Annotated in this window: 21 protein-coding genes; 18 read left to right on the forward strand and 3 right to left on the reverse strand. The window is 62.2% G+C overall.

Annotated features, from left to right (window positions below; genetic code table 11):
• Positions 1-200 precede the first annotated feature (200 nt).
• The 9 genes from KVQ82_RS13355 to KVQ82_RS13395 all read left to right on the forward strand — a co-directional run bounded on the left by KVQ82_RS13355 (position 201) and on the right by KVQ82_RS13395 (position 11,839).
• Positions 201-1,253 carry an isopenicillin N synthase family oxygenase gene (locus KVQ82_RS13355; protein ID WP_222019115.1) on the forward strand — a complete coding sequence of 351 codons (1,053 nt, stop codon included), beginning with the start codon at positions 201-203 and terminating at the stop codon, positions 1,251-1,253.
• Positions 1,254-1,277: 24 nt separating this feature from the next.
• The gene (locus KVQ82_RS13360; protein WP_086792812.1) at positions 1,278-2,087 is read left to right on the forward strand and encodes a MetQ/NlpA family ABC transporter substrate-binding protein; all 810 of its coding nucleotides are present in this window, start codon (positions 1,278-1,280) and stop codon (positions 2,085-2,087) included.
• On the forward strand, positions 2,084-2,884 hold the full coding sequence (locus KVQ82_RS13365) for a methionine ABC transporter ATP-binding protein (protein WP_222019116.1): 801 nt from the start codon (positions 2,084-2,086) through the stop codon (positions 2,882-2,884). Before KVQ82_RS13360 ends, KVQ82_RS13365 begins: the two co-directional genes overlap by 4 nt.
• On the forward strand, positions 2,881-3,552 hold the full coding sequence (locus tag KVQ82_RS13370) for a methionine ABC transporter permease (protein ID WP_222019117.1): 672 nt from the start codon (positions 2,881-2,883) through the stop codon (positions 3,550-3,552). The genes KVQ82_RS13365 and KVQ82_RS13370 overlap by 4 nt, the downstream gene beginning before the upstream one ends.
• An 8-nt stretch (positions 3,553-3,560) precedes the next feature.
• Entirely contained in the window at positions 3,561-5,111 is a 1,551-nt protein-coding gene (locus KVQ82_RS13375; protein ID WP_222019118.1) for a sugar ABC transporter ATP-binding protein, read from the forward strand.
• Positions 5,104-6,129, forward strand: a complete 1,026-nt coding sequence (locus tag KVQ82_RS13380; RefSeq protein ID WP_108182918.1) for an ABC transporter permease — start codon at positions 5,104-5,106, stop codon at positions 6,127-6,129. Before KVQ82_RS13375 ends, KVQ82_RS13380 begins: the two co-directional genes overlap by 8 nt.
• A gap of 31 nt (positions 6,130-6,160) precedes the next feature.
• Entirely contained in the window at positions 6,161-7,216 is a 1,056-nt protein-coding gene (locus KVQ82_RS13385; RefSeq protein ID WP_174377259.1) for a substrate-binding domain-containing protein, read from the forward strand.
• A gap of 829 nt (positions 7,217-8,045) precedes the next feature.
• Positions 8,046-10,433: a TonB-dependent siderophore receptor gene (locus KVQ82_RS13390; RefSeq protein ID WP_222019119.1), complete on the forward strand. Its 2,388-nt coding sequence runs from the start codon at positions 8,046-8,048 to the stop codon at positions 10,431-10,433.
• A gap of 41 nt (positions 10,434-10,474) precedes the next feature.
• Positions 10,475-11,839 (forward strand): APC family permease, encoded by a 1,365-nt coding sequence (locus KVQ82_RS13395; protein WP_222019120.1) that lies wholly within the window; start codon positions 10,475-10,477, stop codon positions 11,837-11,839.
• On the opposite strand, the gene KVQ82_RS13400 is transcribed toward KVQ82_RS13395, so the two are convergent.
• Together KVQ82_RS13400 and KVQ82_RS13405 are read right to left on the reverse strand one after the other, a co-directional pair.
• The gene (locus tag KVQ82_RS13400; RefSeq protein ID WP_222019121.1) at positions 11,836-12,297 is read right to left on the reverse strand and encodes a DUF3574 domain-containing protein; all 462 of its coding nucleotides are present in this window, start codon (positions 12,295-12,297) and stop codon (positions 11,836-11,838) included. The two genes, KVQ82_RS13395 and KVQ82_RS13400, sit on opposite strands and share 4 nt — an antisense overlap.
• Before the next feature lie 286 nt (positions 12,298-12,583).
• Positions 12,584-13,495 carry an AraC family transcriptional regulator gene (locus KVQ82_RS13405; protein WP_222019122.1) on the reverse strand — a complete coding sequence of 304 codons (912 nt, stop codon included), beginning with the start codon at positions 13,493-13,495 and terminating at the stop codon, positions 12,584-12,586.
• Positions 13,496-13,598: 103 nt separating this feature from the next.
• On the opposite strand from KVQ82_RS13405, the gene KVQ82_RS13410 reads away from it, so the two are divergent.
• From KVQ82_RS13410 to KVQ82_RS13430, 5 genes are all read left to right on the forward strand, one after another.
• Positions 13,599-14,144, forward strand: coding sequence for a carboxymuconolactone decarboxylase family protein (locus KVQ82_RS13410; protein WP_222019123.1), 546 nt, complete (start codon positions 13,599-13,601; stop codon positions 14,142-14,144).
• Positions 14,145-14,208: 64 nt separating this feature from the next.
• Entirely contained in the window at positions 14,209-15,279 is a 1,071-nt protein-coding gene (locus KVQ82_RS13415) for an acyl-CoA dehydrogenase family protein (RefSeq protein WP_222019124.1), read from the forward strand.
• Positions 15,276-16,118 carry an ABC transporter ATP-binding protein gene (locus tag KVQ82_RS13420; RefSeq protein ID WP_108182909.1) on the forward strand — a complete coding sequence of 281 codons (843 nt, stop codon included), beginning with the start codon at positions 15,276-15,278 and terminating at the stop codon, positions 16,116-16,118. The genes KVQ82_RS13415 and KVQ82_RS13420 overlap by 4 nt, the downstream gene beginning before the upstream one ends.
• The gene (locus KVQ82_RS13425) at positions 16,084-17,283 is read left to right on the forward strand and encodes an ABC transporter substrate-binding protein (RefSeq protein ID WP_222019125.1); all 1,200 of its coding nucleotides are present in this window, start codon (positions 16,084-16,086) and stop codon (positions 17,281-17,283) included. Before KVQ82_RS13420 ends, KVQ82_RS13425 begins: the two co-directional genes overlap by 35 nt.
• Positions 17,283-18,047, forward strand: a complete 765-nt coding sequence (locus KVQ82_RS13430; protein ID WP_222019126.1) for an ABC transporter permease — start codon at positions 17,283-17,285, stop codon at positions 18,045-18,047. The genes KVQ82_RS13425 and KVQ82_RS13430 overlap by 1 nt, the downstream gene beginning before the upstream one ends.
• 197 nt (positions 18,048-18,244) lie before the next feature.
• Here KVQ82_RS13430 and KVQ82_RS13435 read toward each other — a convergent pair whose 3' ends face one another.
• The gene (locus KVQ82_RS13435; protein ID WP_222019127.1) at positions 18,245-20,626 is read right to left on the reverse strand and encodes a DUF3772 domain-containing protein; all 2,382 of its coding nucleotides are present in this window, start codon (positions 20,624-20,626) and stop codon (positions 18,245-18,247) included.
• A 195-nt stretch (positions 20,627-20,821) separates the two neighbouring features.
• Here KVQ82_RS13435 and KVQ82_RS13440 point away from each other — a divergent pair, with 195 nt between their 5' ends.
• From KVQ82_RS13440 to KVQ82_RS13455, 4 genes are all read left to right on the forward strand, one after another.
• Complete coding sequence (locus KVQ82_RS13440) at positions 20,822-21,586, forward strand: hypothetical protein (protein WP_222019128.1); 765 nt, start codon at positions 20,822-20,824, stop codon at positions 21,584-21,586.
• A gap of 29 nt (positions 21,587-21,615) precedes the next feature.
• Entirely contained in the window at positions 21,616-22,053 is a 438-nt protein-coding gene (locus KVQ82_RS13445) for a hypothetical protein (RefSeq protein ID WP_108182904.1), read from the forward strand.
• 98 nt (positions 22,054-22,151) lie between these two features.
• On the forward strand, positions 22,152-22,817 hold the full coding sequence (locus tag KVQ82_RS13450) for a response regulator (RefSeq protein WP_108182903.1): 666 nt from the start codon (positions 22,152-22,154) through the stop codon (positions 22,815-22,817).
• Complete coding sequence (locus KVQ82_RS13455) at positions 22,793-24,139, forward strand: ATP-binding protein (RefSeq protein ID WP_222019129.1); 1,347 nt, start codon at positions 22,793-22,795, stop codon at positions 24,137-24,139. The genes KVQ82_RS13450 and KVQ82_RS13455 overlap by 25 nt, the downstream gene beginning before the upstream one ends.

Below are 24,139 nucleotides of genomic sequence, written 5' to 3' on the forward strand. Positions count from 1 at the left end.
TAGCGGTTGTGCGATGACAGCGAACCTGAGCGTCAGGCCTAAGCTAATGCAAAAAGGGTATTTGTTCGTGGTTTTTAAGATCGTTTAGTTTTGTCTCACGACGAATCAAACGCATCAAACCGATAGATCCCCGATTGCCATGACGGCACACGCTGAATCGATCAAAGGCTCTTCAGGTTTGGTTCACACGGGAGTGAATCATGCCGCATACCCTCGATATCACCACGCTGCCGACGCTCGACCTTTCGTTGTTCGAAGGCACCGCGCAACAGCGTTATGAATTTCTTGAAAACCTGCGTCACGCCGCGCGTGACGTCGGCTTTTTCTATCTCACCGGCCATGGCATCGACAGCGACCTGCTCAAGCAGGTGCAGGATCACGCCCGGCAGTTCTTCGCCTTGTCCGAGCACGAAAAAACCGCCGTCGGCATGATCAATTCGCCGCATTTTCGCGGTTACAACCGTGCTGCTTCCGAGATCACCCGTGGTCAGCCTGACTGGCGTGAGCAGTTCGATCTCGGCGCCGAGCGTGAAGCATTGCCGCTGGACGCGGACAGCCCGTTGTGGGCTCGGTTGCAGGGGCCCAATCAATGGCCGGCGGCGCTGCCAGCGCTCAAACCGCTGCTGCTGGAATGGCAACAGGCGATGACGCGCATGGCGTTGCGCTTGCTGCGTGCATTTGCCCAGGCGCTGTCGCTGCGGGCGGACGCGTTCGATCAGTTGTACGGCGACAAGCCCAACGAACACATCAAGTTGATGCGCTACCCAGGTCAGGCTGCCAGCGCGAGCCAGCAGGGCGTCGGCGCGCACAAGGATTCGGGGTTTCTGAGCTTTCTGCTGCAGGACCAGCAGGCCGGTCTGCAAGTGGAGGTTGAAGAGGGACGCTGGATCGATGCGCTGCCTCGCGACAACACGCTGGTGGTGAATATCGGCGAACTGCTGGAGCTGGCCACCAACGGTTATCTGCGCGCCACGGTGCATCGGGTGGTGTCGCCGCCCGCAGGCAGCGAGCGTTTGTCCATCGCCTTCTTCCTCGGCGCGCAACTCGATGCCGTGGTGCCGCTGTACCCGTTGCCCACCGTGCTGCTGCGTGAAGCGCGTGGCCCGGCGAGTGATCCGCTCAATCCGTTGTTTCGCGATGTCGGCTGGAACTACCTCAAGGGTCGGTTGCGTTCGCACCCCGACGTCGCCCGGCGCTTCTATGCCGATGCGCTGATGCCCGCCGCACCGGCTCGCAAGACCGTCAACGCCTGATTCATTCGCTCAAGGACTCCGCCCATGTTGAAAAAAACAGGTTTGACCCTGGCCGTGCTCGGCGCGCTGGTGACTTCGTTCGGTGCTCAGGCGCTGGAGCCGCTGCGGGTGGCCGCTGATCCGGTGCCCCACGCGCAGATTCTCGCGTACATCCAGACAATCGATCCGCAACTCAACCTCAAGGTCATCGAGATTCCCAACGGCGTGAACTCCAACGAGCTGTTGGTGCATGGCGATGTCGATGCCAATTACTTCCAGCATCTGCCGTACCTGAAATCCCAGGAACAAGCGCTGGGGCAGAAACTCGCGGTGGCCGCCACGGTGCATATCGAGCCGTTGGGCATCTATTCGCGCCGGCACAAAAGCTTCGCCGAGGTGCCGGAAAAAGGCACCGTCGCCGTGCCCAACAACGTCACCAACCTGAGCCGTGCGCTGTACCTGTTACAGGACAACGGGTTGATCAAACTCAAGCCCGGCTTCAAGGATCCGGCGGCCGATCAGGCCACCCCCAAGGACATTGCCGAGAACCCGAAACAGCTGAAGATCCTGGAAATCGAATCGCCGCAAATCCCTCGGGCGCTGGACGATGTCGACCTCGCGGTGATCAACGGCAATTACGCACTGGAAGCCGGACTGGTGCCGGCCCAGGATGCGCTGGGGCTGGAAAAGGCCGAGCACAATCCGTACGCCAACATCCTGGTGACTACGCCGACACTGCAAAACGATCCGCGCATCGCACAACTGGCCAAAGACCTGACCTCGCCGCAAGTGGCGAAATACATCACTGATAACTTCAAGGGTTCGGTGATTCCGGTGGAGGATGCCAAGCCATGATCGTCGTCGAGCGTTTGAGCAAGACCTACCCGTCAGCGCCGGCACCGGCACTGGATCAGGTGTCACTGAGTATTCCCGACGGCGCGATCTACGGCATCCTCGGGCGCAGCGGCGCAGGCAAGTCGACCCTGTTGCGTTGTCTCAATCTGCTCGAACGCCCGGACAGCGGGCAAATTCTCATCGACGGCGTGGACCTGCTGACCTTGACGCCCAGCGACCTGCGCCGCCAGCGTCAGCGCATCGGCATGATCTTCCAGGGCTTCAATCTGCTGCACTCGCGCACCGTGTTCGACAACATCGCCGTGCCGCTGGAAATCGCCAACGTCGGCAAACCGTGGCGCCATGTGCGGGTGCGCGAGCTGCTGGAACTGGTCGGTTTGACGGACAAGGCGCAAGCCTTTCCCTCGCAGTTGTCCGGTGGGCAAAAACAACGGGTGGGGATTGCCCGCGCCCTGGCAGCGGAGCCTGCGTATCTGCTGTCGGACGAAGCTACCAGCGCGCTGGACCCGGAAACCACGGCGTCGATTCTTGACCTGCTGCGCGATATCAATCGGCAACTGGGCGTGACCATCGTGCTGATCACCCATGAGCTGGAGGTGGTCAAGTCGATCTGCGATCACGCGGCGTACATGGCGGACGGGCGCCTGGTCGAGTCCGGCCCGGTGCCGCGTTTGCTCGCCGATGCGCAATCGAGTCTCGGCACTTCGTTACGTCCTTCCTGCGGCCTGCCGCTGGGCCACGACATCCCTGGTCTCAGCTTCCTCAAGCAATACGGCGTGCGGGCGGCTCAGTCATGAACCGCACGATCAACTGGGATGAAATCCTGCAACTGCTGTTCAACGCCACCGGCGAAACCCTGTACATGGTCTTGCTCGCAGGGCTGTTCACGCTACTGATCGGTTTGCCGCTCGGGGTGTTGCTGTTTGTCAGTCGCCGCGACGGACTGTGGCCGCTGCCACGGCTCAATGCCGCGCTGGGTTCGCTGGTCAATCTGGGGCGCTCGCTACCCTTTGTAGTGATGTTGATTGCGCTGATTCCGCTGACGCGTCTGCTGGTGGGTACGACCCTCGGCAGCACCGCGGCGGTGGTGCCGATCACCATCGGCGCGTTTCCGTTTTTCGCGCGGATCGTCGAGAACGCGCTGGACGAAGTCGACAAGGGCCGGATCGAAGCGATCCTCGCCATGGGCGGCGATATCCGCCATGTGATTTGCAAAGTGCTGCTGCCCGAAGCGCTGCCGGCACTGCTGGCGGGGATCACCCTGACGCTGGTGATGCTGATCGGTTTTTCTTCCATGGCCGGGGTGATTGGCGGTGGCGGCCTCGGTGATCTGGCGATCCGTTACGGCTATCAGCGTTTCAACAACGAAGTGATGGTTGCCACCGTGGTGGTGCTGGTCATTCTGGTGCAGGGCGTGCAAAGCCTGGGCGACCGACTGGTGCGCTCGCTGGCCCATCGACGTTAAGGAATTTTATGAGTGTCGTCGTGGCCCGCGCGCCGCTGATTCAGGTGCGTGAACTGAGCAAGCGCTTCGGCTCGAACAGCGCCCTGGATCGCGTCAGCCTGCAGATTCATCCCGCCGAAGTGGTGGCGTTGCTCGGTGCCAACGGTGCCGGCAAATCGACGCTGGTGAAAATTCTCGCCGGCAGCCAGCGCGCCGATGGCGGCGAGATTTACATCGACGGGCAGCCCCGGCAATTCAGCTCGCCGCTGTCGGCACGTCGAGTCGGAATTGTTGCCGTGCATCAGCAGATCAATGAGGGCATTGCGCCCGGTTTGAGCGTGGCGGAAAACCTCCTGCTCGATGAGTTGTGCAAGCCCGACGCGGACTTCTGGCTCAATCGCCAACGCCTGCTGGAGCGCGCCGCGAGTATCGCCGCCGGGCTGGGCCTGAAATTGCCGCTGGAGCAGCCGATTGAACACCTGGGCCTGGCCGAACGGCAGTTGGTGGTGCTGGCGCGGGCCTTTGCCCTGCAGCCGCGTCTGCTGATTCTTGATGAGCCGACTGCCGCGTTGTCGGACGCCGAGGCGCAACGGCTGTTCGGTCTGATCGACACCCTGCGCAGTCGTGGCGTGGCGATTGTTTACATCTCCCATCGCTTGTCCGATCTGCAACGGGTGGCGGATCGCGCCATTGCCCTGCGCGACGGGCGACTGGCCGGGGAATTCAGCGCACGGCAGTTGCCGGAGGCGGTGCACGCCATGCTCGGGCAGGCGCTGGACGGGCATGTCTACACGCCCGGCAGCGTGGGCCGAAAAGTCCTTGGTGTGCGCGGTTTGCAGATTTTGCCGCGCTCCAGGCGTTTCGATTTCGACCTGCACCAAGGCGAAGTGGTGGTGCTGACCGGGCTGCTCGGCGCTGGCAAAAGCGAAATCGCCGAAGTGCTGTTTGGCTTGCGCAAAGCCGTGGCTGGCTGCCTGCAACTGGACGGCGTGGACTGGCTGCCAGACTCGCCTAGGGACGCGATCCACAGCGGTGTATTTCTCGCGGCGGAGGATCGCGCCAGTCAGTCGCTGGTGCCGGATTTCTCCCTGCGCCGCACGCTGACACTGCCGTTTCTGCAGCGCTTCACCCGTGCCGGTTTCATTCGCAACCGTGCCGAAGCCGCAGCGGTCGAGGCGCAAGTCGCGGCGCTGGGGATCAAGACTGCCGGTATCGAGGTGCCGATGAGCGCGCTGTCCGGCGGCAATCAACAGAAAGTTGTGCTGGGTCGCTGGCTGCTCGGGGCAGGGCGGGTGTTGATTCTCGATGAGCCGTTTCAGGGCGTCGACGTGCGCGCCCGTCGCGAGATCGGCCAATTGCTGCGCGAGACTGCCGCCAGCCGCGCGACCCTGGTGATTTGCGCCGATGTCGACGAAGCCCTGGAAATCGCCGACCGGATTCTGTTGGTGCGCGATCACGCGGTGGTCGCCGAATACCCGCGTGCCGGTCTTGAGCGCGCGACCCTGGTCACCGCACTGGCCGGCAGCGACGCTAGCGAACATCCCTTTCATGCCACGCCAAGGAGCAGAGCGAGTGCCTGATTCGAGTTCATTGTTGTCGTCCGCTACGGCACCCGCCGAGCGCCTGTTGCACGCGCTGATCCGCTACGGCCTGTTGTGGCTGCTGGCGCTGATCGTGGTGTTTTTCAGTGTCGCGGAGCCGGCGTTTTTGCGCGTCGGCAATCTGTTCAGCATCTTGCAGTCGGTGTCGATCGTTGCGCTGTTGGCTCTCGGTGTGACCCTGACCATGGCCGTCGGCGGACTTGATCTGTCGATTGGTGCGGTGGCGGCGATGAGCCTGATGATCGCCAGTTACGTGATGGTGGTGCTCGGCTGGGGCGCGGTGCCGGCGGTGCTGATCAGTCTGGGCGGTGGCGCACTGGTCGGGCTGCTCAATGGCTGGCTGATCGTCAAGCTGCGGGTGCCGGATATTCTCGCGACGCTGGGCAGCATGTTTCTGGTGATCGGCGTGCAACTGATTCCCACGGGTGGGCGCTCGATTGCGGTGGGCATGACCTTGCCCAGTGGTGTGGAAACCGAAGGCACGTTCAGCGCGGCGTTTCTCGCCCTCGGCCGCGGACGTTTGTGGGAGGTGGTGCCGGTTCCGGTGTTGATCACGGCGCTGGTGGCGCTGGCGGTGTGGCTGTTTCTCGAGCGCACGCGCATCGGCCGGTTGTTTTATGCGATTGGCGGCAACGAGCAGGCAGCGCGGCTGGCGGGGGCGCCGGTACAGCGCTTCAAGTTACTTGCTTACGTGCTGTCGGCGTTGCTCGCCGCGCTCGGCGGTTTGCTGTTGGCGGCGCGGTTGGGGCGCGGCGATGTCAGCTCCGGCAACGGCCTGGTGCTGGACGCCCTCGGTGCGGCGCTGATCGGTTTTGCCGTGCTCGGAGCGAAGAAGCCCAATGCCTTCGGCACGTTGGTCGGCGCACTGTTGGTGGCGTCGCTGCTCAATGGCCTGACCATGCTCAACGCGCCGTATTACGCGCAGGATTTCGTCAAGGGACTGGTGCTGGTGCTGGCCCTGATGTTCACCTTCGGCCTCGCGCATCGGGCGCGCTGAGCCGGTTCATTTGTCGCTGCAAGGAAGATGTATGCACGGTTCAATCAAGCAGTTCGCACGCCATTGCCTCGCCGGCGCGGTGCTTTCGGCGTTGGCTTTGAGCGCTCAGGCCAAGGCATTGCCGGGTGCTCCGGCGCCGTTCGACAAGGGCCAGGTGCAGATCGCGCTGGTCGGTTACCTGTTTTCCGGGGACTTTCCCGAGGCGTACCTGCGCGGCGTGGAGAAACAGACCGAGGCGCTGGGGGCCAATCTGCGGGTGTTCGATGCGCGGCAGCAGGCGGCGAGTCAGGGCGAGATGATCGATCAGGCGATTGACCTCGGGGTCGACGGGATCATCGTGCAACTGGGCCTGGCGGAAACCCTCAAGGGACCGATTGACCGGGCGATCGCCAAAGGCATCAAGGTGGTGGCGTTCGACGTTGACCTGAACAGTCCGCAAGTGACTCAGGTCGAGCAGGATCACCATGCACTGGCGCGGCTGGCGCTGGATCAGGCCGTGAAAGACAACGGCACGCGGTTCGATGCCGGTTACGTGTACATCAGCGGCTTCACGCCGATGGAGCGCCGCGACGAGATCTGGAGTCAGGTGAAAAAGGCCAATCCGGGCATCATCGAGAAGGCGCGGTTCGGCACGCTCAATCCGCCGATTGCCAACTCGGTGGCGGATCAGGCCAGCGCGGTGCTGCGCGCCAATCCGGATATCCGCGTGATCTTCGCGCCGTTCGACGAGTTCGCCAAAGGCGCGAAAATCGCCGTCGACGAGGCCGGGCTGGGGCGCAAGGTGAAGATCTACAGCGCTGACATCTCCACCGCCGACATCCAGATCATGAAAGAACCGGACAGCGCCTGGGCGGCGACCGCAGCGGTCAATCCGCAAGTCGCGGGGGCGATCAGCGTGCGCAGTCTGGCGATGTTGATTGCCGGCGAAAATCCGGGGCATCAGGTGCTGGTGCCGCCGACCCTGATCACGCGTCAGCAACTGCTCGATCTGGACGTGAAAAACGTTCGCGATCTGGCGCAGAAACTCCCGGCGTTTGGTGATACCACCAACGTGGCGCGGGCGGAGTGGATTCCTGTGGCGAACTGAAAAATCTGTATTCATTCACCGATCCCTGTGGGAGCTGGCTTGCCAGCGATAGGGCCTGTTCAGCCACCTTATTTATTGACTGATACACCGCTTTCGCTGGCAAGCCAGCTCCCACAGGTTTTGCGGCGTGCACCAATCCGCTGATCGACACAATCCACTGTGGGAGCTGGCTCGCCAGCGATAGGGCCTGTTCAGCCACCTTATTTATTGACTGATACACCGCTTTCGCTGGCAAGCCAGCTCCCACAGGTTTTGCGGCGTGCATCAATCCGCTGATCGACACAATCCACTGTGGGAGCTGGCTTGCCAGCGATAGGGCCTGTTCAGCCACCTTATTTATTGACTGATACACCGCTTTCGCTGGCAAGCCAGCTCCCACAGGTTTTGCGGCGTGCACCAATCCGCTGATCGACACAATCCACTGTGGGAGCGGGCTTGCCCGCGAAGGCGCCGGTTCAGTCGATAAAGACGTTGGATGTGCCAACACCATCGCTGGCAAGCCAGCTCCCACAGGGAAGTTGTCTACATTTTAGTTAGTTGATCTTTAGTTGGTTTAAGTGTTGATGGAACAACACTTGTGTTGCTCTAAATACAACTATTCAGCCGGATCTAACCTAAGTGTTATTGGTTCTTTTACGGCAAGCCTTCAGCCCGTCTAGCATCGGTTTTCAACGGAGAAGCTGACTTTGGGGATGCTGCGCTTCAGTCACTAATCAGCCTTCACCGCCTTCCTGATTTCCATAACTACAGCAGACATTGCCGTGCATTGATTGCCGACCCTTTATTGTCGGTAACGGCCGGGTATTAGCTGCGATAAAGGAGCTGTCCCATGTATCAGCGTTCCCGTTCATTGCTGGCCATCGCGGTGGTCGGTGCGATCTGGCAACTTCCGGCGCAAGCCGAAGACACTTCCACCCGCGTTGACGATGACACACGGCTGGGTACCGTGCTGGTCACCGGCACTCGGGGCACGGCACGTACGGTGCTCGATTCTCCAGTGCCGGTGGACGTGTTGACCGCCGCCGATCTCAAGTCCACGGGCGCGGCTGACGGTGAACTGGGCCAGGCGCTGCAGACGTTGCTGCCGTCGTTCAGCATGCCGCGTCAGTCCAATTCCGGTGGTGCCGACCATGTGCGCGCCGCACAGCTGCGCGGCATGAGTCCGGATCAGGTGCTGGTGCTGGTCAACGGCAAGCGCCGTCACACCTCGGCGGTGGTCAACGACTCGTCGAAAATCGGTCGCGGCACGGCGCCGGTGGACTTCAACTCGATCCCCATCAGCGCGATCAAACGCATCGAAGTGCTGCGCGACGGCGCCGGGGCGCAGTACGGTTCCGACGCGATTGCCGGGGTGATCAACATCATCCTCGACGACGCGCCCGAGGGTGGTGAAGTGTCCACCAGCTACGGCGCGTTTCACACCCATCAGGACTCCATCGGCAGAACCACCACCGACGGCCAGAACAGCGTGACCACGGCCAAGATCGGCACGCGTCTGGGTGAAGAGGGCGGGTTCATTCGCGGCGGCACCGAGTACAAAAATCGCAATCCGACCAACCGCGCCGGTTTCGACGGTTTTGCCGATACCCCGGACCAGCGCAACTACGTGATGGGCGACGGCCTGGCGCGGGACGTCAACCTGTGGTTCAACAGTGAGCTGCCGCTGGCGGGTGGCAAGGCTTACAGCTTCGGCACTTATAACCAGCGCCACACCACCGGCGCCGAATTCTATCGCTACCCCTACGAGCAGCCGCAGTTCTATCCCAACGGCTACCTGCCGCAGTCGCTGGGCGACAACAAGGACGTCTCTGCCACCGCCGGTTTCAAAGGCATGATCGGCGAAGACTGGGACTTCGACAGCAGCGTGACCCATGGCCGCAACCGCTTCGACGGCTCCACCCGCCGTACGCTCAACGTCAGCCTCGGTGAGGACTCGCCGACCCGGTTCGACACCGGCGATTACGAGCTGCGCCAGACCACCACCAACATCGATTTCAGCCGCGAACTGCGCCTCGGCGGACGCTCGTTCGTGCTGGCGCTGGGCGGTGAATACCGCTACGAAAACTACCTGACCTACGCCGGTGACGCGGCCTCGTACATCGGTTCCGGCGCTGACGGCGCCAACGGCCTGCGCCCCAGCGAAGAGTCGGACCTGGACCGCAATGTGTTTGCTACCTACGCCGAGTTGTCGGGCGATCTGACTGACCGCTTTTTCGTCGACGCCGCCACCCGCTGGGAACATTACGATGATGCCGGCAGCAAACTCACCGGCAAGCTCAGCGGTCGCTACAAACTGACCGAACAGTGGGCGCTGCGCGGTGCGCTGTCGAACAACTTCCGCGCGCCGTCGCTGGCGCAGAGCGGCTTTCAGAACACCACCAGCAACTTCGGCGAAGGCGGCACGCTCACCGATATTCGCGTGCTCTCGGTCAACGACCCAATCGCCCGCGCGCTGGGGGCCGAGAAGCTCGATCCGGAAACCTCGAAGAACTTCAGCCTCGGCCTGACCTTCCAGCTCAACGAACGCTTCGACGCTTCGCTCGATGTGTTCCGTATCGACGTCAAGGATCGCATCACCCTGTCGCAGCGCATCGGCAGCGACGCCATGGAGCAATACATCAACGATAACTTCGGCGTGGCCGGGGTGCATGACGTCAACTTTTTCACCAACGCCGCCGACACCAGCACCCACGGTGCCGAGCTGGTGCTCAACTACCATCAGCCGCTGTATGAAGGGCAACTGGGCCTGACCACCGCGTACACCTACAACCACACCAAAGTCACCAGCACCAAAGGCACGCCCGCGCAACTGACGGCGCTGGGTATCGGCAACGATGCACTGGTCGGCGTTGAAGAAACCAACACCCTGACCGACGCCGCACCCAAGGATCGTTTCGTGTTTTCCGCCAATTGGACCAGCGAACACTGGGGCTTGCTCGGGCGTCTGACCCGGCAGGGCGAAACCACTCGCGTGTTCGACTTTGGCGACTCGCAACCGGAGCAGACCTACGGCGCGGTGTGGCAACTGGACGCCGAGGTGACCTACAAATTCACCCCGAAATTCAGCGTGGCCCTGGGCGGCAACAACCTCACCGACAACTACCCGGAACGCTCCGGCTCGGCGATCAACTACGGCGGCAACCTGCCGTATGACGTGCTGTCGCCGATTGGCACCAATGGCGCGTATTACTACGCCAGCGCCACCTACGGCTTCTGAGTCGAACCGCCACGGATGGCGGACTTTTTGCGGAACTCTGCATGAATCACTCCAACGGCCCCAAGCGCCATCTGCCAGTGCTGCAGGCGCTGCTGATCACGCTGGGCATGGTGATCACCACCGACATCCTCAAGACCGCGCCGACCGTGGCGCTGAACGTCGGGCCGGAATATTTCTACTGGGTGTGGGTGCTCGGCGGCCTGGCGTCGATGGCCGGGGCGTTGTGCTTTGCCGAAATGGCCACGGCATTCCCACATCCTGGCGGCGACTATCACTTTCTGCGCACCGCCTATGGCGAGCGCATGGGGTTCCTGTTTGCCTGGTCACGCTTCTCGGTGATGCACACCGGCTGGATCGCCTTGTCGGCGTTCATGTTTGCCGATTACGTCAACGCCGTGGTGCCACTCGGTCGATACGGCTCGGGGCTGTTTGCCGGCGGGGTGATCGCTGCGCTGGTGCTGCTCAATCTCACGGGCAAGCACATCGGTTTCATCACTCAGACCTTGCTGGTGGGCTTGTTGGCGCTGGGCTTTCTGAGCATCGCCAGCGCCGGGGTGTGGTTGGCGTGGCAGGGGATCGAAGCCGCGCCAGCAAGCGTCTCGGTTGCGCCGGAAAACACCGGTATGGCGGGGCTTTCGGCGGCGATGATTTTCGTGTTTCTGGCATTCGGTGGCTGGAGCGATGCGGCGACCTTGTCGGCGGAAGTGCGCGACGGTCGACGTGGAATATTCATCGCCATGCTCGGCGCGTTGACGCTGCTGATGGCGATTTATCTGGCGCTGAACTGGGCGTTTGTGCGAGGCCTGGGATTCGCCGGGCTGGCGGCGAGCAACGCACCGGCAGTGGAGTTGTTGAACCGTGCCTTTGGCGCGCCGGGTGTGCTGCTGATTCTGCTGATGGTGGGTATTGCGGCCATCGCCAGCATCAACTCGACCTTGCTGGTCGGCGCCCGCACCACCTATGCCGCTGCCCGTGATGTGCCGCAGTTGCGTCGTTTCGGCGAGTGGCACGAACGTGACGGCGTGCCGCGAAAAGCGTTGCTGGCGGAGGGCTCGGTGGCGTTGTTGCTGGTGCTGTTCGGCAGTTTCACCCAGAGCGGCTTCAACACCATGGTCGAGTACCTGACCCCGGTGTATTGGCTGTTTCTGAGCTTCAGCAGCCTGGCGTTGATCATCCTGCGCCGACGCTTTCCTGACGTGCCGAGGCCGGTGAGGGTGCCGTTGTATCCGCTGTTGCCGCTGCTGTTTTTCGGGCTGTGCCTGTACATGCTCTATTCGAGCGTGACAGTGGTGGGATGGGGCGCATTTTTGGGAATTGGCGTGTTGTTGGTGGGCGCGCTGCTGTTGGCGGGATTGAGCCGCCTGGCGTCGACGCCTCGGCAAGCTCTCGGACAGATCAGCAATTAGAACGATACCTCGGCAGGTTGCGACAGACGCAGTACCGACAAGTCTCCGGTAATGCGTTTGTACGCCAGTCGAATCGCCTCGATGTTGCCGGTGTTCTGCGGATTGTTCTCGTGCAGGATCACGATGACTTTGGTGCTCAACCGCTCCGGCTCCTTCGCCCCATGATCACGCCACTGTCCGTACGCATCGAACACGGTGAAACCGTCGGGAAACCGCGACGTCACTTCCTTGTCGAGAAACGCGCGCCAGCGCGCCGGGCTGACCGCGCCGTCCTTGCCATCGACCGTGCCCACCGAGAAGTACAGCTCGGTGCGGATCCACTGCGCCTGTGCCGGGCGCGAGGCGTCACCTTGCAGGGTCGAGCTGGCGGGATCTTTGGTATGCACCGAAACAGCAGGAGGACTGGCGCACCCGGCGACAGCGACAAACAGTGCAGCCAGTAACAGGCGTCTTTGCATGGAACGTTCCTTTTATGAGTCAAGTGCAGACGCGCAATGATAGGGGCTGAGATTAATAGCGATAAAAGATTAAAAAATGATTTCCTGGTTGATTAATGGAATAAGAAATCATCGAGTCGTGGGTACCGAACGCGCCAACGCCATCGCTGGCAAGCCAGCTCCCACCGGTTTTGTGGCGTGCACCAATCGCTGATCGACACAATCCCCTGTGGGAGCGGGCTTGCCCGCGAAGGCGGTGTGACATTCAGCGATGAGGTTGGCTGATCTGACGCTTTCGCGAGCAAGCTCAGCGCCCCTCATGCTGCTTGCGATAAGCCCCCGGTTGCACGCCCACCGACTTGGCAAATGCCCGGGTAAACGCGGCGATCGACTGATAGCCCACCGCCGCACACACCTGTTCCACCGTGTGGTTAGTCCGCAGCAACTGGCAGGCATGCCGAATGCGCAACGCCAGCAATACCTGCCCCGGCGATTGCCCGGCCAGTTCGTTGAAGCGTTTGAAAAATGCCGAGCGCGACAGCCCGGTACTCGCCGCCATGCTCTCCAGCGACCACGGCAACTGCGGTTGTGCGATCAACTGGTCCAGCAACGGCGCGAACTGCGGATTGCGCGCCAATGCCACGAGGCCGCCGAGGCTCTGGTTGTCGGCCATCTGCTGACGCAGCACGTACAAAAACAGCAGATGACTCAAGCGTTCGAGCAGCGCCGAGGAGGGCGCCGGCAAGCGTTCGCACTCTTGCAGGATCAACTCGAACAAGGCTCGCGCCGCGCTCGAAGACGGATCGCCCGCGCGCAGGATGATCCAGTCGGGCAACCCATCGATGATCAGCGATGACAATCCCGACTTGAAATGGAAGAACCCGCAAACCAGCCCGACACCGTCCTGCGCCTGGCTGTCGAGCGCGGTCATGGCCATGCGCGGCAGCGTTTGGGCGAGGGCCGGCTCTTCGGCGCTGGAGAGGCGGTAGTTCAGATCGCGCAGCAGAAATACCGCATCTCCCGCGTTCAACACTATCGACTGCTCCTGCCCGTCAATGTGCAGCCAGCAGCGGCCCTGCACGATCAAGTGAAAACTGGCGCGCGCCAGTCCGTGCGTACTTGCATGCCAGCCACCGCAATAGCGCCCGACGTGAAACAGGCTGGCATCGAGTTCGAGGCTTTCTAATAACCAATCAACCAGGGGGCTGGACGAAATCATCTAATGGAAACACTCAGGAGCAAGTAATCGCTACTTTAGAATATGGATCGAAATTTTTATAACCAACAGACTGGCCGGACACTCAACAGCAGGAGTCCACTCCATGTCGCGCGTCACTCTTCACACCGTGCAAAGCGCTCCCGAAGCCGCCAGACCGTTTCTGGAAAATGCGCAGAAAAACTCCGGATTCATTCCGAACCTGCTGGCCGTGCTGGCCAATGCCCCGGCCGCACTGGAAACCTACGTTACGGTATCGGCGCTCAATGGCAAGTCCGAACTCAGCCTCGCCGAGCGCGAAGTGGTGCAACTGATTGCCGCGACCAACCATGGTTGCGATTTCTGTGTCGCAGGTCATACCGCCGTGGCGCTGAATAAGGCAAAACTGCCGCCGGAAGTGGTCAGTGCGCTGCGTGAAAAAGCCACTGTGCCCGTGGCAAAACTGGAAACCCTGGCCGCATTTGCCCGCGAAGTGATTGCCACCCGGGGCAAGGTCACCGACCAGACCTTCAACCAATTCAAGGCTGCCGGCTACACCGAAGGCAATGCGCTGGAAGTGATCCTCGGCATCAGCCTGGCGACCCTGTGCAACTTCGCCAACGTGTTCGCCGACACGCCGCTCAACCCCGAGCTGGCGGCGTATCGCGCGTGATCCGCCAGCGCTTCAGGCCGCATCGTCTATGGTTGATGCGGCTGCGTACAAGGAGAGAAACGACATGCTCAATCCGGCATTGATGCAATGGCTGGAACACAACGCCCAGGCCCTGGATGCGGGCGACGGCGATCCGCAACAGGTGCTGACACAACTGGCGCAGGCCGGGGTGCTACGGGTCGGCGTCAGCCCGGCGCTGGGCGGCAGCGGTGGTCACGTCAGCGATGCCGTGGAAACCCTGGCCGCCGTCGCCAGCCATTCATTGGCAGCGGCGTTCGTATTCTGGGGCCAAAGGGCCTTTATCGAATACTTGCTGCACAGTCCCAACGCTGCACTAAGGGAAAAGTTGCTGCCTTCACTGCTCAGCGCAGAACTGGCCGGCGCCACCGGTTTGTCCAACGCGATGAAGTACCTGTCAGGCATCGAGGCACTGCAAGTGCGCGCCGCCAGTGCCGCTGACGGCTGGGCCTTGAACGGGCGCCTGCATTGGGTGACCAACCTGCGCAAAAGCGGTTTTGTGGTGGCGGCGGCGATCGAGCATGAGGCGGGCGGTTCACCCTTCGTGCTAGCCATCCCGGATGGCGCGGCCGGCGTAACACGTTCCGCCGATCTGCAACTGATGGGGCTGCAATCGAGCAACACTGCCGCCATCGATTTCGCCCAAGTGGCGGTCGGTCGCGAATGGCTGCTGCATGAAGATGCGCGCAAGTTTCTGCCAGCGGTGCGCCCGGCGTTCCTCGGCTTGCAGTGCGGCATGGCGATGGGTCTGGCGCGACGGGCGCTGGCCGAGGTCGAAGGACATTTGCAGGACGGTCGTTCGATCCTGTTGGAGCCGTTGCAGGAACAACGCGAGCAATTGGCGCAGAGCGTCGATGCGCTCAAGCAAGGTTTGCACGACGGGCGTTTCCTGACCCAGCCGGGCGCCTTGTTCCAGATCCGCATCGCGCTGGCCGAATCCGCTGCCAATGCGGTGCAACTGGAATTGCAATCCAGCGGCGGCAAGGCCTATCTGACCGAGCACGGCAGTGGTTTCGCCCGGCGCTGGCGTGAGTCGGCGTTCGTGCCGATCGTCACGCCGAGCCTGGTGCAACTGCGCGCCGAATTGCAGCGGCAGAAACGGGAAGCGACGGCATGACCGCGCCGGTGCTGGAGGCGCAGGGCATCAGCCTCGGCTACCCGCGAGAGCAGGGCTGGCACACCGTGCTGGAGCACTTCGACCTGCAATTGCAGCCCGGCGAAGTGGTGACGATTCTCGGCCCCAGCGGTGTCGGCAAATCGAGTCTGCTGCGTGTCCTGGCGGGGTTGCAGGCACCGCAACAGGGGCGGGTGAGCCTGCTTGGCGAACCGCTGACCGGGGCGCACCCTCGAGTGGCGGTGGCGTTTCAGGACCCGAGCCTGTTGCCGTGGCTGACCCTGGAAAAGAACGTCGCCTTCGGTCTCGACTTCGCCCGCCAGCCGCATCTCACGGCCGAGCAGCGCAAGGCGCGGATCGACCACGCCATCGCTGCGGTCGGCCTCGAACACGCGCGGTTGCAGCACCCGGCGCAGCTGTCCGGCGGCATGGCCCAGCGCACCGCGCTGGCCCGTTGTCTGGCCCGTCAGCCGCAGGTGCTGTTGCTCGATGAACCGTTCGGCGCGCTGGATGAAATCACCCGCGCCGACATGCAGCAGTTGCTCCTGCAACTGATTGCCGAGCACCACACCGCAGCCGTGTTGATCACCCACGACATCGACGAAGCCCTGCTGCTTTCCGAGCGGATTCTGCTACTGGGTAACAGCCCGGCGCACATCCTCGGCGAGTGGCGCATCGACCTGCCTCAGCCGCGTGCCGAGCTGGTCGAGGAACTGGGCGCGCTGCGCATCGACATCCTCAAAACCCTTCGGCGGGCAAGCCGCAACCCCCTCACTCAACCTGTGCCCGCTACGTCGGAGATTGACCATGTGCCTGGACGACTTTACTCACACACGTCGTGACTTCCTCAAACTCAGCGCGTTGCTGACCGCTGGCGGCGCGTTGCCGTTGCTCAACAGCTTGAATGCCCGTGCCGCTGCCGAGCCGAACGCGCCGGTGCGCATCGGTTATCTGCCGATCACCGACGCCACGCCGTTGCTGGTGGCGCACAACAACGGGCTGTTCGAGGCCGAAGGCATTCAGGCCGAGCGCCCGGTGCTGCTGCGCAGTTGGGCGCAGGTGATCGAGGCGTTCATTTCCGGGCAGGTCAACGTGATTCATCTGCTGTCACCGATGACCGTGTGGGCGCGTTACGGCAGCAAGGTGCCGGCCAAGGTTGTGGCGTGGAACCACGTCGGCGGCTCGGGCCTGACCGTGGCGCCGGGCATCACCGAGGTCAAGCAACTGGGTGGGCAAGCGGTGGCGATTCCGTTCTGGTATTCGATTCATAACGTGGTGGTGCAGCAACTGTTCCGCGATCACGGGCTGGTGCCGGTGAGCAAATCGGCGAGCGCAGCGCTGGCGCCGAACGAGGTGAATCTGCTGGTGCTGCCGCCGTCGGATATGCCGCCGGCCCTGGCGAGCAAACGCATCGCTGGCTACATCGTCGCCGAGCCATTCAACGCGCTGGCCGAGGAACTCAAGGTTGGCCGCGTACAGCGTTTTACCGGCGACGTTTGGCGTAATCACGCTTGCTGCGTGGTGTTCATGCATGAGCAGGATCTGAATCACCGTCCCGAGTGGTCGCAGAAAGTGGTCAACGCGATCGTCAAGGCGCAGGTCTGGACCCGCGACAACCGCGCCGAGGCCGCAAAACTGCTGTCCAGGGACGGCGCCAATCGCTACACCCCGCACGCGCAACCGGTGCTCGACCGGGTGCTGTCGCCGGCCAGCAGCGACCGCGAGCAGTATCTGGCCAGCGGCGCGATCCAGCACAGCCATTGGGACGAGCAGCGCATTGACTTTCAGCCGTATCCGTTCCCCAGCTACACCGAAGAACTGGTCAAGCGCCTGAAGGACACGCTGATCGAGGGCGACAAGGGGTTCCTTGCCAACCTCGATCCGCAGCAAACCGCCCGGGATCTGGTAGACGATCGCTTCGTGCGTAATGCCATTGCTACAGTCGGCGGGATGAAGGCATTCGGATTACCGGAAAGCTTTGATCGCAGCGAGGAGTTCAGCCTCTGATGCGTCAGCGATCTTCTTCGACCGTTCATGGTTTGTTGGGTGTAGCGGGGCTGTTGTGCCTGTTGCTGCTGTGGTGGCTGGGTGTGCATCTGCTTGGCGGCAACGACAGCCTGGCGTTGCGCTTTTCACCCGAGGCAACTCTGGCGAGCCTCGGCGAACTGTTGCTGCGCCCGGAGCTGTACGAGCATGTGCTGGTCAGCCTGAAGCGGATTCTGGTCGGGCTGCTACTGGCGCTGCTGATCGGTGTGCCGCTGGGCTTGATGATTGGCAGTTACCGGCATCTGGAAGCGGCAACCACGCCGGCGTTTCAGTTTCTGCGGATGATTTCGCCGCTGTCGTGGATGCCGGTGGTGGTGATGCTGATGGGTGTCGGTGATCAGCCGATCTATTTCCTGCTGACCTTCGCCGCGGTGTGGCCGATCCTGCTCAACACCGTGGCCGGCGTGCGCCAGCTTGACCCGCGCTGGCTGCAACTCAGCCGCAGCCTCAGCGCCACCCGCTGGGAAACCCTGCGCAAGGTGATCCTGCCCGGCGTGCTCGGCCATGTGCTGACCGGGGTGCGGCTGTCGATCGGCATTTTGTGGATCGTGCTGGTGCCGTGCGAGATGCTCGGGGTCAGCGCCGGGTTGGGCTACTTCATCCTCGATACGCGTGATCGTCTGGCGTATTCGGAACTGATGGCGATGGTGCTGCTGATCGGCGTACTGGGCTTTGCGCTGGATGCGTTGGCGCGCTGGCTACACCGGCGCTGGGCGCCGGCCTGAGCCTCTTCGCGAGCAGGCTTGTTCCCTGCGCGCAATCCCGCAATCACCACAAAGCCCTGTGGGAGCTGGCTTGCCAGCGATGGGGTCGTGTCAGCCACCACCTTGCAGACTGACCCACCGCCATCGCTGGCAAGCCAGCTCCCACAGTAATCTCGGCCAGTAACCAAGTCCGTGTACACCGCAAAACCTTTTAGGGGTCACGGGCTCGACGCTGGTTTCGCCAGCGCAATCCCCGCATCCCCCAGCCGCTTGAGAATCTCGAACAGCAGATCACTCTTGGTCCCGCCGACGATCCGTGGGCTGCCGACATAGCCCGTCACCGTCAAGGTGATGCCATCGGGCGAGAGTTTGCTGAAGCGTACGTACGACGCCGGTTTGTCGAGGATGTTTTCGTTTTCGCGGTAGGTGTTCAGCAGCAGTTCCTTGACCTGTTCCGGGTCGATGTCCAGCGGGAACATCAGCTCCAGGCTCGCCACCCCCTGGGCGCTGCCGCCGAGGGTGACGTTGCGCAGGTTCTGCGAGATCAGTTGTGAGTTGGGCACGATCACGATGGAGCGGTCGCTGAGCTGGATTTCTGTGGCGCGCACGTTGATCCGGCGGATATCGCCTTCGACGCCGCTGATGCTGATCAGGTCGCCGACCTTCACCGGGCGCTCGGTGAGCAGGATCAGCCCGGAGACGAAGTTCTTGACGATTTCCTGCAAGCCGAAACCGATCCCCACCGACAACGCACTGACGATCCACGCCAGATTGGTCCAGCGCACGCCCAGTGACGACAGCGTCAGGAGGATAACCGTGGCATAACCGATGTTGGAAAACAGCGTGCTCAGCGACGCGCACATGCCCGGATCCATGTCGGTCTTGGGCAGGAATTCGTTGTCGAGCCAGCGGCGCAGGGCGCGGATCAGGTAGATACCGATCAGCAGCGCCAGCACGGCATTGATCAGGTGCGCAGGGACGATGTTCAGCTTGCGCAAGCCGGCACCACCCAGAATGCCCAGGACATTGCTGGTCAGTTGCCCGAACGTGGTGCCGATGCCGCCGACGAACAAGGTGATGACCGCCAGCAGCAACAGCCCGGCGCGGCTGGCACCGGACAGCACAATCGAGATCTGTTCCAGCCGCCGGTCGCCCAGGCCCAAAGTCTGCTTGAGCGTCTTGCCCGCCGAGTAGCGCGGCGAGAACAGGTACTCGCAGGCGTCCTTGACCACTTGCATCAGTAAATAGAACCCGGCCAGCACGATATAGGCCCATACCAGCTCAAAAGTGATGAAGCGGGCCAGCGACACGTAGCCGGTGAGCAAGGCCAGCGCCGACACGCCCATGCACACCGTGGCGATGCTGTAGATCGCTCCGGCAAACGTGCTGGCGGCCTCCGGTTCATTGGCGCTGATCAACGCCTTGCGCACTTTGCCGACGCGCAACAGCAACGGCACCAGAATCACGATCACCACGATGGCGATCACCCCGCGCTGGGCGATCACGATCTGGCTGCTCATGCCGGTGGCGTTGCTGACTTGCACCAGCGTCACCAGCACCAGCAGGGTGGCGGCGAGAATCCTCGGATAGGGGCGCAACGCCAGCGCCACCGAATCGGCCATCGCCGGCAGCCGCCATGAAGGATGCTGGGTCGACAGCAGTGCGCGGCTCAACGCGGTGATCAGGACGCAGGCGTAAACGGCTTTTTCGAATTCTTCGGAAAAAGTCTGCAGCACTGGCGTCAGCGGCTCGTGACGGGTGCAGGCATAGAACAGCAGATGCAGGGCGATGGCTGTGGTGCCCAGGGTCGCCAGCGCCGAGGCGAATGCCAGCGCGCTGCGACGCAGGCGACCTTCCGGCATGCGGTGGATGCACAGCCAGGTCAGGCCGCGTTCGGCAAGTCGGCGGCCGACCGTCCAGAAAGCCAGCGCCAGCAGCACCAGCACACAGGTGAAAAACCGTTCCCCCGGGGCCCAGACGGTGGCCCAGGTGAGGTTCACCTGATCGATGAAAAACTTCAGGCGCTGGCGGTCGTCCGGCTCTGGCGCGACCAATGGCGACCAGAAGTCCGGGCTCAGGATGCTGTCGGTGCGCAGCGTCAGTTCGCTTTCGAGCAGTGTGCGGCGGATGCCGGCGATTTGTGTAATCAGCTCGGCTGCGCTTTGTTTGAGCGCGGCAAGGCTTTTGAGCGTGGCATCGACCTTGTTTTTCTGCTCGCTGAGCAACGCCCGTTGTGCGGCGATTTCCGCCTGTTCGGCGGCAATCTGCGTATCCGGTGCGGCGCCGAGCACCCCCAGTTGCACCGCCAGTTGCGCCTGCTGCGGCAACAACGATGCGGACAACCGATCGACATCCAGAATGAACGTCTGCACCCGGTCCTGCGGGCCTTCGAGCTGGTTGTAATTGTTGGCGGCGGAAATCTGCTGCTTCAGTCCGTCGAGACGCAGTTGCAAGGCTTGCAGATCACTTTGCGAGACCTCCACCAGCGGTGCCGCAGTGGTCGCCGAGGGCGCCGGCAAATCCGCCGCGCACAGCAGCGAACTGCCCGAAGCGAGCACGGTCAGCGCGACAAAAAACAATGACTTCAATGTGTTGCGCATCGGAGGGACCGGTTCTCGTTGATCACACAATCTATGAGGTTAGGTGATCGAACCGGGCACGGCGGAAAATTTCGGCAGAGTAGGGCGCGCCATTGAATCAATCGCTTCGTGTACGCCCTCAGTCTCAGCTAAGTGTTGGCCCTTATCGTCTCCCTCAGCGCACATTCAGCGCTGGACAGGAGAGGCAACCCGCACATGAATCCCGCAAAAGCCGGATGGCTTAACAAAGTCCCCGAAGTGACACTGGCCTTCTGGGTAATCAAGATTCTCTCGACGACCGTGGGTGAAACCGGCGCTGACTTCCTCGCCGTGGATATTGGCTTCGGCGCTGGCTGGACCAGCATCGGCATGGCGCTGTTACTCGGGGGGGCGCTGTTCTTGCAAATGCGCAAAACTGCCTATACACCCTGGATCTACTGGTTGACCGTGGTGCTGGTGAGCATCGTCGGCACGCAGATCACCGACATCATGACCGACATGCTCGACATCAGCCTGTACGTCAGCACCGCGGTGTTCTCGGTGTTGCTGGCCGTGAATTTCCTGATCTGGTTCACGATGGAAGACAGCCTGTCGATCCGTGAAATCAACACGCCGCGGCGCGAGCTTTTTTACTGGTCTACGGTGCTCTGTACCTTTGCTTTGGGCACTGCCGCCGGGGACCTGGCCACCGAAGCGCTGGGGCTGGGCTTCACCGTCGGTGCAGTGATTTTCGGCGCGCTGCTTGCGGCGACGCTGCTGGCCTGGCGGATGGGGGCCAACGTGGTGCTGACCTTCTGGATCGCCTACATCCTGACTCGTCCGTTCGGCGCCTCTCTCGGTGACTTGCTGACTCAGGCCAAGACTTACGGTGGCCTGGGCATGGGCGCCGCCTGGACCAGTGCGATCTTCCTCACTGTCATCGTGCTGCTGGTGGCGGTCGCGCAGATCAGCCTTGGCAATCGCAAAACCCTCACTCAATAAACGTTTGGATACTCCCTCAAGGAATCAACATGCACGCCTTCAAAACCGTTTTTCGCCACGTCGCGATCATCTCGTCTCTGATGCTGCTCGGCAGTCTCGCCGGCTGCTCGAAACCCGCTGACAAACCCGCTGCCGGTGCACCGACCAGCTCTTTGAGCGCGCCGCCGCAATCGGGCTCGAAGCTGGGTGACCTGAGCGAGTTCCGCAACATCGCCGCCAACGTCAGTGCGCTGGTCGAGAAAAATGACCTGCCCGGCGCCAAGACCCGTATCAAGGATCTGGAAACGACTTGGGACTCCGCCGAAGCCGGCATCAAGCCGCGTGCCGCTGCCGACTGGCATGTGTTGGACAAGGCGATTGACCGCGCGCTGGATGCCCTGCGCGCCAGCTCGCCGCAGCAGGCTGACTGCAAGGCGGCCATGGATGATCTGCTGAACGCCTTCGATTCGCTGAATGGCAAACAGTGATCACAGCGCTGAAGCGGCGGCGGACAAACGCCGGTTCAAGTGCTTCAATACAGGCGCGATGGCAATGACCATCGCGCTTTTCTCTGTCGGAGCGCTGCATGCGGATTCTGTTGGTCGAAGATGACCTGATGATTGGCGAAGCCATCGAAGTCGCGCTCAAGGACGCGAGCTACGCCACCGACTGGGTGAAAAACGGCCTCACCGCGCTGGCGGCGCTGGACACTCAGAACTACGACCTGGTGTTGCTGGACCTCGGCCTGCCCGGCAAGGACGGGCTTGATGTGCTGGACGCCATTCGCGCGCGCAACAACCCCGTGCCGCTGCTGATTATCACCGCCCGCGATGGCCTCGATGACCGGCTGCGCGGCCTCGATGGCGGCGCCGACGACTTCCTGCTCAAACCTTTCGCCATGGCCGAGTTGCTGGCGCGGATGCGTGCGGTATTGCGCCGTCGCGGCGGTAACGCGCAATCGCTGCTGGATAATGGCGAGGTGTCGTTGAACCTGGTGTCCAAACAGGCCTCCACCGCGCAAGTCATTGAAGTGCAACTATCCAGTCGCGAGTTTGCGCTGTTGCAGGCGCTGTTGATCCGCCCGGGGGCGATTCTTTCGCGCAGTGAACTTGAGGACCGGATTTACGGCTGGGGCAACGAAGTGGAAAGCAACGCGGTGGAGTTTTTGATCCATTCGCTGCGGCGCAAACTGGGAAACCATGTCATCAAGAATGTCAGGGGGATGGGATGGATGGTTTCAAAAGGCGTTTGAGCGATTCGGTGCAGGCACGGCTTTCGGTCACGCTGTCACTGGCGATTCTCATCGTCGCTTTGCTCGCCGGTGCATTCGCATTCGTTTCGGCGCTCGACGAAGCGCACGAAATGCAGGACGAAAGCTTGCGCCAGGTCGCGCTGCTGTTTGACCGGCAGCACATGACCCTGGGGTATCCCGCTGCCGGCCAGGCCGTTGGTGAGGATGAAGACTCGCGGATCACCGTGCAGTACCTGGCCGACAGCAGCAAAGCGCTCGGCACTGACGACGCCAGCCTTCCGTTGCCCTTTCCGCTGACCCTGGCCGATGGTTTGTCGACGTTGAACATAGCCGGTGAAAACTATCGTGTGTTGGTCAGAACCAACTCGGCAGGCGAGCGCATCGCGGTCGCGCAGGAAGCCGACGTGCGCGACAAGGAAGCACGGGAAAGCGCCTGGCGCAGTCTGTTGCCGTTTCTGATTCTGTTTCCGGTGCTGCTGTTGGTGGTGGCGGATCTGGTGCGCAAGCTGTTTCGCCCGATCGCGACCCTCTCGGCGGAAATCGATCAGCGTGACCAACAGGCGCTGCATGCGATTGATGAACAGCACCTGCCGAGCGAGATCCGGCCCTTCGTCGTGGCGATCAATCGATTGCTCCGCCGCGTTGCACAGGCCATGGAGGCGCAACGACGGTTTATCGCCGATGCCGCCCATGAGCTGCGTTCGCCGATGACGGCGCTGTCCCTGCAGGCCGAGCGATTGGCCGCTACGCCCATGTCGGCTGACACCCGGCAGAACTTTCTGCCACTGGCTCAGGGGATCGAACGCAGTCGCAAGCTGATCGAGCAATTGCTCGCCCTGGCTGCCGCACAATCAATCGCGCAACGCGCCGAGGCCACCGTGTCGGTACATGCAGTGTTTCGCCGTGTACTGGAAGACCTCCTGCCACTGGCAGAGAACAAAGACATCGATATCGGCGTTGACAGCGTCGAGGACGTGCCGGTCCTCATCAACGAACTGGACCTGTTCATCCTGATCAAGAACCTGGTGGATAACGCCATCCGCTATACCCCGGCGGGCGGGCGAGTCGACCTCAGCGTCGAACGGACGGAGGCGGGCGCGCGCATCGAAATCAAGGACTCGGGGCCGGGCATCCGCGGCGAAGAACAGGCGCTGGTGTTCGATCCGTTTTACCGCAGCCTGGGCACCGGGGAAGCCGGGTCCGGGTTGGGGCTGTCGATTGTCAGGGCGATTGCCGAGCGGACGGGGATTCGGGTGGGTTTGAGTTTCGTCGATGAAGTGGCGCAGCGTGGCTTGCGCGTTTCGCTGTGGTTGTCCTCATAA

It is taken from the genome of Pseudomonas sp. AO-1 (assembly GCF_019775695.1).
Lineage (GTDB): Bacteria > Pseudomonadota > Gammaproteobacteria > Pseudomonadales > Pseudomonadaceae > Aquipseudomonas > Aquipseudomonas parakoreensis.

Coding starts and splice junctions, on each gene's coding strand:
- KVQ82_RS13355 (WP_222019115.1), top strand. CDS start 201: ATGCCGCATACCCTCGATATCACCACGCTGCCGACGCTCGACCTTTCG.
- KVQ82_RS13360 (WP_086792812.1), top strand. CDS start 1,278: ATGTTGAAAAAAACAGGTTTGACCCTGGCCGTGCTCGGCGCGCTGGTG.
- KVQ82_RS13365 (WP_222019116.1), top strand. CDS start 2,084: ATGATCGTCGTCGAGCGTTTGAGCAAGACCTACCCGTCAGCGCCGGCA.
- KVQ82_RS13370 (WP_222019117.1), top strand. CDS start 2,881: ATGAACCGCACGATCAACTGGGATGAAATCCTGCAACTGCTGTTCAAC.
- KVQ82_RS13375 (WP_222019118.1), top strand. CDS start 3,561: ATGAGTGTCGTCGTGGCCCGCGCGCCGCTGATTCAGGTGCGTGAACTG.
- KVQ82_RS13385 (WP_174377259.1), top strand. CDS start 6,161: ATGCACGGTTCAATCAAGCAGTTCGCACGCCATTGCCTCGCCGGCGCG.
- KVQ82_RS13390 (WP_222019119.1), top strand. CDS start 8,046: ATGTATCAGCGTTCCCGTTCATTGCTGGCCATCGCGGTGGTCGGTGCG.
- KVQ82_RS13395 (WP_222019120.1), top strand. CDS start 10,475: ATGAATCACTCCAACGGCCCCAAGCGCCATCTGCCAGTGCTGCAGGCG.
- KVQ82_RS13400 (WP_222019121.1), bottom strand. CDS start 12,297: ATGCAAAGACGCCTGTTACTGGCTGCACTGTTTGTCGCTGTCGCCGGG.
- KVQ82_RS13405 (WP_222019122.1), bottom strand. CDS start 13,495: ATGATTTCGTCCAGCCCCCTGGTTGATTGGTTATTAGAAAGCCTCGAA.
- KVQ82_RS13410 (WP_222019123.1), top strand. CDS start 13,599: ATGTCGCGCGTCACTCTTCACACCGTGCAAAGCGCTCCCGAAGCCGCC.
- KVQ82_RS13415 (WP_222019124.1), top strand. CDS start 14,209: ATGCTCAATCCGGCATTGATGCAATGGCTGGAACACAACGCCCAGGCC.
- KVQ82_RS13420 (WP_108182909.1), top strand. CDS start 15,276: ATGACCGCGCCGGTGCTGGAGGCGCAGGGCATCAGCCTCGGCTACCCG.
- KVQ82_RS13425 (WP_222019125.1), top strand. CDS start 16,084: ATGTGCCTGGACGACTTTACTCACACACGTCGTGACTTCCTCAAACTC.
- KVQ82_RS13430 (WP_222019126.1), top strand. CDS start 17,283: ATGCGTCAGCGATCTTCTTCGACCGTTCATGGTTTGTTGGGTGTAGCG.
- KVQ82_RS13435 (WP_222019127.1), bottom strand. CDS start 20,626: ATGCGCAACACATTGAAGTCATTGTTTTTTGTCGCGCTGACCGTGCTC.
- KVQ82_RS13440 (WP_222019128.1), top strand. CDS start 20,822: ATGAATCCCGCAAAAGCCGGATGGCTTAACAAAGTCCCCGAAGTGACA.
- KVQ82_RS13445 (WP_108182904.1), top strand. CDS start 21,616: ATGCACGCCTTCAAAACCGTTTTTCGCCACGTCGCGATCATCTCGTCT.
- KVQ82_RS13450 (WP_108182903.1), top strand. CDS start 22,152: ATGCGGATTCTGTTGGTCGAAGATGACCTGATGATTGGCGAAGCCATC.
- KVQ82_RS13455 (WP_222019129.1), top strand. CDS start 22,793: ATGGATGGTTTCAAAAGGCGTTTGAGCGATTCGGTGCAGGCACGGCTT.